At 47.9% G+C, this 8,310-nt stretch carries 9 protein-coding genes; 1 reads left to right on the top strand and 8 read right to left on the bottom strand.

Going from position 1 to position 8,310, the window contains the following annotated elements:
* Positions 1-191: 191 nt before the first annotated feature.
* The gene (locus tag EPE01S_RS20760; RefSeq protein ID WP_062748987.1) at positions 192-515 is read right to left on the bottom strand and encodes a S24/S26 family peptidase; all 324 of its coding nucleotides are present in this window, start codon (positions 513-515) and stop codon (positions 192-194) included.
* Between the two features lies 1 nt (position 516).
* Positions 517-756, bottom strand: a complete 240-nt coding sequence (locus EPE01S_RS20755) for a hypothetical protein (protein ID WP_062748985.1) — start codon at positions 754-756, stop codon at positions 517-519.
* Positions 757-1,058: 302 nt separating this feature from the next.
* On the opposite strand from EPE01S_RS20755, the gene EPE01S_RS20750 reads away from it, so the two are divergent.
* Positions 1,059-1,958, top strand: a complete 900-nt coding sequence (locus EPE01S_RS20750; RefSeq protein ID WP_062748982.1) for a P63C domain-containing protein — start codon at positions 1,059-1,061, stop codon at positions 1,956-1,958.
* Positions 1,959-1,994: 36 nt separating this feature from the next.
* Here the strand turns inward: EPE01S_RS20750 and EPE01S_RS20745 are convergent, their stop codons facing one another.
* The 6 genes from EPE01S_RS20745 to EPE01S_RS20730 all read right to left on the bottom strand — a co-directional run bounded on the left by EPE01S_RS20745 (position 1,995) and on the right by EPE01S_RS20730 (position 8,280).
* Complete coding sequence (locus EPE01S_RS20745) at positions 1,995-2,384, bottom strand: hypothetical protein (RefSeq protein ID WP_062748980.1); 390 nt, start codon at positions 2,382-2,384, stop codon at positions 1,995-1,997.
* Positions 2,385-2,472: 88 nt separating this feature from the next.
* Entirely contained in the window at positions 2,473-3,705 is a 1,233-nt protein-coding gene (locus tag EPE01S_RS23740) for a phage tail fiber protein (RefSeq protein WP_062748978.1), read from the bottom strand.
* 60 nt (positions 3,706-3,765) lie between these two features.
* Complete coding sequence (gene cor / locus EPE01S_RS23090; protein WP_072277505.1) at positions 3,766-3,999, bottom strand: phage exclusion lipoprotein Cor; 234 nt, start codon at positions 3,997-3,999, stop codon at positions 3,766-3,768.
* 83 nt (positions 4,000-4,082) lie between these two features.
* Positions 4,083-4,748, bottom strand: a complete 666-nt coding sequence (locus EPE01S_RS20735; protein ID WP_062748976.1) for a hypothetical protein — start codon at positions 4,746-4,748, stop codon at positions 4,083-4,085.
* Positions 4,748-5,059, bottom strand: coding sequence for a hypothetical protein (locus tag EPE01S_RS23085; RefSeq protein WP_072277504.1), 312 nt, complete (start codon positions 5,057-5,059; stop codon positions 4,748-4,750). The genes EPE01S_RS20735 and EPE01S_RS23085 overlap by 1 nt, the downstream gene beginning before the upstream one ends.
* Entirely contained in the window at positions 5,059-8,280 is a 3,222-nt protein-coding gene (locus tag EPE01S_RS20730; RefSeq protein ID WP_062748974.1) for a TipJ family phage tail tip protein, read from the bottom strand. Before EPE01S_RS20730 ends, EPE01S_RS23085 begins: the two co-directional genes overlap by 1 nt.
* Between the last annotated feature and the right edge of the window lie 30 nt (positions 8,281-8,310).

Genomic DNA, 8,310 nt, shown 5'->3' with positions numbered 1-8,310 from the left:
GTAGCATGAATAAAATGCTGTAATCATATGATTTTTAAGTCATAAACAATCCCATTGCTGGGGTTTTCCCATTATTTTTTCTTGTAAAAAATAATATATATAACATCAAGTTAAAAATAGTTTTGCAGAATAATTTTCTAAGAAATAACCACATAAGGCTGTCCATAAACACATCGGTTTGCTGGCCATATCTAAATCGTGGGCCTCCCACAATCGTAAAGCGGAGTAATAGCAGTCGTGACCTTACCCATCACTACGACATCATTAAGCACCTCCCCTTCGATGCATTCCCCATCAGGCGTTACTATGCAGCCCCCCATTAACTTTCCTATCCCCTGCTCTCCGAATATCTCATAACACAGCGTGTCTCCATCCCGTGGCGTTAAAGCAGCATCGACGATATATGTAATGCCGTCATACTGCACAAGCGTCGTCGCGGCCGGATGGAGAATGAATATTTCGTTAAGGTCGAGCCGGGGCTCGATGTAGTCTTTCGCCGGTGAAGGGAATCCCATGTCAGCCCCCGCCGTTCGGATTGCTCAGGTGGAATGTGCGCCGCTCACCCTCTTCCGTAGAGACATCGCGGAACGAGGATTGATAGTGCTCTATCCAGCGGTTAGCTTCGGCGAGCGACCAGTCGTAGTTAACGAGCGCCAGCGCGGCCACGAAATCCGCTGTCGTCACTGTACGCCGCCCGTTTTCTGCAACTTTGATACTCATCCTGAAAGCCGCTGGGATGTCGTCTCTTCTGCCCATACTCACCTCAATACTGTTTGGATATACAGTATTATTTGATCGGGTAACGAAAATGATCAACCTGCCGAGACGGGAAAATTGTCAGGCCGATGATTTATGATGAGATTTATCACATCCTTGGTCATATAACCTGATCATCCGTCCAGGCTGATTAAATCACCATAATTTCTAACTCATTAGCCCAGGTTATCATATGGCAAAGCCCTGTGGCGGGAAGATAGGTTCGGGGGCGCTTGTGTTTGTAGCGTCCAAGGGGTGGTGGGCGATGGACGCACGATACTTTGACTTGAGAAGGATAATTTATGTCAGATGAAGAGGTTTTACTTAAAGCGATCTACCAAGGTTCTTTACCTATTGGTGACGCGACGCTTGACTGTGCTGTTCTTGAAGATGGTACTAGGGTTTTGTCAGCGACATCAATATTCAATGCCTTCGGCCGCTCCAGAAAAGGAATGAATGGAAGGTTAGAAATTGATGGGACCAAAATCCCCCCTTTTCTTGCCGCAAAGAACTTAGAATCCTTGATTACTCAAGATGTTATTGACCGGACCAAGTTAATAACTTACATCGACGGTACGAAAAAAAAACAAGGCTATGCAGCTACCCTTCTTCCTAGAATGTGCCAAATATATTTGGATGCAAGAAGGAAAGACTTATTACTTCAGAGTCAAGAGAAACTAGCAATTCAAGCTGAAATTCTTCTCTCAGCTTTCGCAATGGTAGGTATCGATGCCTTGGTAGATGAAGCTACTGGGTATCAACATGATCGTAAACATGACGCCTTGAGACTCCTTCTCTCAAAATACATTTCTGAAGGGCTACAAAAATGGATGCTTACATTTCCCGACTCTTTTTTTGCAGAGCTAGATCGTCTATATTCTAATGAATCCACCTCATCAAGGAAACGACCTCAGTACTACGGAAAGTTCATAAATAAATACGTTTATGACCCAATTGAGCATGGTTACCTAAAGAAAGAATTGGATAATCTGAACATCAAGGAAGATGGAAAAAGAAGAGCCCGATTTCACCAATGGCTTAATGATAATGGAAGGAATATTCTCATCCATCAGATAGGCAGGGTGCAAGGTTTAATGGAAACTTGTCCGAATATTGATAAATTCAAAAAAGCATCGCAGAAACAGAAAGATATATCAATTGCACCTTACCTTTTTGATGAAATGAACAATATAATTGACTGAATAATTAAACCCGGCCCCCGCGCCGGGTTTAATTACCTATTCGCAGTGACCAGACACATGACCAACCATTGCCTTTGCCGAGTCAAAGCCGGGAAATCCAGAAATAGTTTTGGTCAAAAGTACAGTCCCATCTTGCTGGATAACCCATGTTTCCATCGCATGTTTACCAGGTTCAGATGAAAGCCCGACCACTACGTTCTCTGTTAGTGGACGGTATGACATACCACCAGCATCAGCACCGTCATAAAGTACTGTTGCAGCCTGTCCGGTCACCAATATTGTGAACTTCCCTTTAAATCCATCATCCTCCCTCTGATATTGATTGCGATCAGCGTATGACGAGCCGCGTACATCCTCAACAATCCAACATGCGGCTGATGAAGAGAAAGCCAGAAATAGTGAAAAAGCAGTGATGAATCTGAGCATATGAATCTCCTTATAATTAGTCTTTCAATACTATCAAAAGTGATGATTTTTAGCGCATGTATCATAGGAAGCTTGTCTGGTGGCAAATTCAACGAGTAAACGCTTGTTCTCCTGTGGCAAGCTCCCTCTCTTTCATTTTGATGTTCCAGGCAGAATCATCCGGCATCTGTAAACGGAGGTCTATCCAGCGGCCTGACGGAATGTCCATTGGCTCATTAGCGATGATCATCGCCGTGTTGATGTCGAAGCGGCGTGAAGACACTCGAATGATAAGTGCGTCACCATCCATTTCATTTTCAATAAAGCAAAGCCGGTTCCCGTTATTGTCTTGAGGCCCCTCTATCGTCCATCCTTCCACGGCGAGACCGAGAGAGCCGGTAATACGATAAACCCCCGTCGCTAATTTTTCTGCGCTCACACCTTCTGCTTCAGCATTTACCGATGCAAGGCCAGCGATGATATGCTGATTATCTACCGCAAAATCTGGCTGCATCTGGCTTACATCATTGGTAAGGCGGGCGATGGGTGATGCTCGCTTGATACAATTATTAGTATCAATAGTCGTGTTAACGGTTGACCACATTGTCGACCATGGCGTTGAGGTGTCAACTGCTGCAGTAGTAGTTGAAAATCTTGCCCAAACTGCACCTGATGTGTTCATGTACAACTGAGCGCGTCTGGCATTAGTATAAATCGACTGGAAGCCACAGCCATTTTGAGCCAAACCGATCGCCGCCTGAGCATTCGGTGCACCGCTGTATGAAAATGTTCCTGAGCGCTGATGCACTCCCACTTCATTATCACGATAAAGGCCTGAAGATTCTAAAGGTATCGTTAAGCCATTCAGTTTCGTGATATCACTATTTTCTCCTTTTTTTGCAAAAGCATCCAGCTCTGTTTTATCAGCTTTGTTCGAGTACTGCGAAGACATATAGCCCCAGCTCGGGCCGGTGAACGTGCTGCGGTCAGGGCGCTGCACAGTAACTGAGGCCGCGTCACTATAAATCTTCTGCCAGTTATCCATCTGCAGCGTCATGCCGCGCAGATTTGATGCCATGTCATTCAGCGTCTGCTGGGTGATTGCGTGCATCAAAGATGCTGGGACTGCATACCATGCCAAGCCGCTGGCGGTTGGCCCATTGTACGCCTGCGCAATTGTGAGCTGCGTGTTTGAAGCGATCGACGCAACAATCATTGTGTATGGCGCACCGCCGACAGTAACACCGATGAAGTCACCCGCTTTCAGCTCTGTAGTGAACGCGGATCCGGTGCCACCCACAGTGGCTGAATTATTCGTTAGTGCAATAGTGCCTGCTGGCATGGTTTTCTCCGGCAATAAAAAACCCGGCGCAGTGGCCGGGTTCAGTGATGTATGTGCGAATTATTTATCGCATGTCGTTCGGGTAAAATTATTCTTACTTATCCACTGCCAGTTAAATGGATAACCGGCTTTATATTGGGTCTGGCTTTGCTGCTTACGTACAGCATAGATTTGTACGGTGGTTTCTTTACCAGAAAGTAATGCAACACCTTCACAAACAGGCTCTTGCTTTTCAAGGATGCCGCTGCAACCGGACAACAAAAATAGACAAAGAAGGAGCGTTGATTTAAACATTATGAAACCTCTAAATAAGTTTCATACAGACTAATCAATTTTATTATTTATCATGATGGGAGTTTTCGATCGTTTCGATCGAATTAATACATACTTACGTTTATTGCTTTTATCGTGTTGCGATGATTTACAAATTGCACATTGCTTGCCCCACTACCTGAGTCACCTACAAACTCTGACTTTATTACTGTGTTGCTCCCTGATTTGCACGCGGATGTGTAAGCCACGGCCCTGACCGGATATACCTGCCCCCCCTGGTTTATTACCCCCGTAAAGTACCCCATAACATCTGGCGCAACTGCCCAGTCGCCAGCCAGAGTAGTGTTGACATTGTACCCGGAATTGCTCTCGACAGTCTGGTTTCCTACTACCTCCACTCCCCGCATAACTTTAGTTTCATTTGTCATTACGCAACGCCCAGCTGCGTCCCATATAGCGATACCAAATGTCGGCGGTGTTTGATACTGATACCCGAAAACATATACATCAATCGTGTACGTGCCAGGGCCTGAGCTAAATATTGCGTACTTCCCAGTAGTGGTATTCAGCGCATAATAGAAGCTGACTCTGGCGATGTTACTACGACAAAAAACCATCCTGAATACTGAATCGTTATCGTGGATATCGATAACACCATTTGATGCTGTTCGAGTGAAAGACTGCTTACTTATAAGGCACAACGGCATAGTATCGAGTATATAATAGGGGTTACCTTGCTGGTCTGTGAGATAAGCACCGTAGTCAGCCATTATATTTTCCTCAAGTAAAAAATCACACGCCCAGCAGAACGGGGCTCGGTTCCTGCCGAGTAATCTGCACCTGCAGCTGAAATTGATATGGTGCTGCCATTTACAGTAAAACGGCGACGGTTTGTAGTTCCTGCAGCCGAGGTGTTTTGGAAAAGATAATCTATTCTCATTCCGGAAGGAACGCTGTAAGACCAGGAGCCTGTGGTCTGCCCGTCTGTAAGGGTTGCAGTACCCAGCACCAGTATGCGCACTAGCCCTGTATTGTTATCAGTTCCATTACCGTCCCATGTTGCAATGCCCCAGTTTGCCATTAAAACACTCCCGTAATGCGCCCAATCTGGACGCGCAGGACACCGCGAGCATCAGCTACACTAATTGTCTGGTTCGTCTGCTTCATTTTTCCTTCACCTGGGTTATAACCGTAGTTCTCGAAAGTTCCCAGTTTAAAGTTGATTGAAAGTCCAGACTGACCAGCAACGTAGTTATCTGATTGCAGAACATCAGTGATATTGCCGCGCCCAATCCATGCCGTGCCAATGAACGCCTGGTTAATCAGTACCTGACCGTCTTTAATGATGAACGGGGAATAATAATTCCCTGCAGCCCCACTCATGACAACGAACTGATTGGCATTTACGGCAACACGCGTATCAACGCTCGTTCCGTTAACAGTTGCAGCAACAGAAAGGCCAGCATCGTAATTCGTACCGTTATACTTAATGCCAACTTTCAGTGAATAAATTGCGGAAGGGTTATCGACGTCAGCATAAGCTGTCATCTTCTGCTCAATTGCTGCCTGCTGATCATTGTAATTTGCAGTTACCACCGTTGCTAAATCGGCAACAGAAGACTGCGCATCGGTAGCAACTTTGGTGGCCTGAATTATGCCAGCGCGGTTTTCTCCAAACTGAGCCCACTGCTGATTAACAGTGTCGTACACTGCCAGGATATCTTTAAGAATGGCTTCAGGATCGGTCTGTAGCGGGTCCAGTAGCGCCTGTCCATCTGGTGACGTGAGGAAATCCTCAACAACGTCACCGATCAAGTCATTCGCGTTAACGTTTGTTGCGCCGCCCACAAATGCCGTCCAGCCTCCCACGTTGCCGATTTTGTCCACCAGCCGCGCCCGGTACCAGCGGCGAACTCCTGCAGGCATAGGCCCGTGCTGATAGCTGACGCCAGGGTAAGGAATAAAGCTCAGTAGCTGAGGGTTCTGTCCATCTGCAGTAGTTGCCACCTGAAGTTCTGTGTATGCGGTGTCGCCGGAGCCAGCGGGGAATGCCCATGTAACATCGATATTCCACACAACGTTATTAGTGGCGAACAGGCTTACAGGCGTGCCCGGTTTACCGACTTTTCCTGTTAGCGGCGTTGAGTCGGAAAACCCCCATGGAGAAGAAACCTCAACAGCATTGACAGCACGGACGCGAACATCATAAACGCCCGTGTAAATTCCGTTGATGCTGAAGCCCTGAGCGCTGGTCTGGCTGACGTTGACCCAGTCGCCTTTGTCTTTTCGCCACTGTGCCACGTAGCTGATAGCACCCTCAACACGATCCCATGTGACCTGCATCGAGGAGACAGAAAGGCCCTGCTCAACAAAGCTGACTTCACTGATCTTGATGTTGGACGGCGCTTTCAGAACGCTGATTGGCGTAACGGTGATCGGTGCCGGTTCAATGCGCACGCCATCGTCAATATAGCGGTACTTATTCGGATCATGCTGTACACCCGCGACAGTAAACGTTCCGTCATCATTAGATGAAATTGATGTAATGCGAAAATACTGGATAGCGAGATTATCGCTATCGATGGCCCATACAGCGCCTGCTGCCGGGGTCATACGAAAACTGGTTGCCACTGTCACCGTTTTTTTATCACTGCTGACGTTAGCAATGGTGCGTGTCTGCGCTGTCCCGTCTGGAAGGTTAACTACCAGCCGATCACCGGCTGCATAATCAATTACTCGGTCGAGCGTCACGCTCCGGCCATTTACTGCGCTGATGCGACCGCCGTTTTGCTTACCACTGCGGAACGGATCGGCCACGCCGATAATCTCAGCAGGTACGGGTATATAGCCATCCAGCCCGACACCAAATGATACTGTCCCATCTTTGGCATTTGACAGCAGAGCCCAGCGTCCGCGCCTGTGTGCTTCGCTCTGTGATATGCAGCCTATTGCCGTTAATGTTAATTCCCTGACGCCATACCGGGCTACAAGCTCGGAATCGTAAACGCTTTCAACGGTGTCGGAGTAGTGGTTGGCCGGGTCTGAGTAGCTTGTCTGGCATGACGAATATCGGTTTTTATAGCTGCCCCCGGCATACGTGAATAATCCATCGACCACGTTAGCCGCGTGGTACACAAAGTCCACGTCCACGTTGCCGTTGGAATCAACTTGTGGCACATCGGCGTTCACGAAAATCTGACTGTTACCCCAGAACGTGATGCCGCGAAAAATAGCCGCGATGTCCTTCAGGACGGTATAAGCATCTTGCTGGCTCTGGATGAAGACGTTACAGGTAAAGCGCGGCTCCGTGCCGCCAGCCCCGTTTGGCACCATTTGATCGCAGTACTTTGCGATCGAGTACAGCTCCCACCTGTCAATCATGGAAGCATCTACGCGCGTGCCCATGCCGCATATTTTGTCCAGCACCAGATCGTAAAAAACCCATGCCGGATTATTGGTGTAAGCGTATTTAAAATCACCCTGCCAGGTGCCACTGTATGTCCTGCTAGTCGGTTCGTAATTCGTCGGCACGCGTACCAGCTTGCCTTTTGGCTTGCAGGTGATCTTGGGTGCCTGACCATTAAACTGTGACGCATCAACTTCCACATAAAGCAGCGCGGTATTTGGGTAACGTAGTTTGCTGTCGATAACTTCAGCGAATGAAAATACTTTAAAGGCATTTACCAGGCGGGACGAAGTGGAGTCTGCAGTAATACGACGTACCCGGATTGCCCATCCAGCCGTCGCTTTCGGTAAGTCAATTCGATGGTCCCGCTGATACTCTGACGTGGTTTTCCCGTTAAATCGCCCATCAACCACCTGCACCCATGAACCGCCATCCGTCGACAGGTCGATAGCATACTGCGTGACTGCGCCCACCATGTCGCCATTGTCTTTGTACTGGTACTGGACAGGCAGGCTCAGTTTGATGCGCACGGCATCAAGGGACAGATTAGTGTACTGGCGAGTCCAGGGAACGGGCTGCGTTACCGTCACGCCTACAGCCAGCTCGTTATCGACCTCTGGCATACCCTGAATATAGGCCTGATCCTGAGTGCCCTTGCGGTAATCCCACACCACGCCAGTGAAGTTATAGGTTCCATCATCGTTAGCAAGTTGGGTATCGTTGAGGAAAATTTGTTGTGCAGTCAGATCGCCCTGAATTTCGCCCTCTGAGATGGCCAGCAAAAGTTTTAGCTTTGCTACGGAAAGCAGGTCATCGGCTTGTTCGGTTGGAGTACGTGGACTTCCACCGCCGCCCTTGCTTCCCTGATAAATCATTTCGCCGTCAAGAAGTCGCATATTTCACCCATAAAAAAAGCCACCCGTAGG

It is taken from the genome of Erwinia persicina NBRC 102418, from assembly GCF_001571305.1.
Lineage (GTDB): Bacteria > Pseudomonadota > Gammaproteobacteria > Enterobacterales > Enterobacteriaceae > Erwinia > Erwinia persicina.
This window is presented reverse-complemented; position numbering and strand designations above follow the sequence as displayed.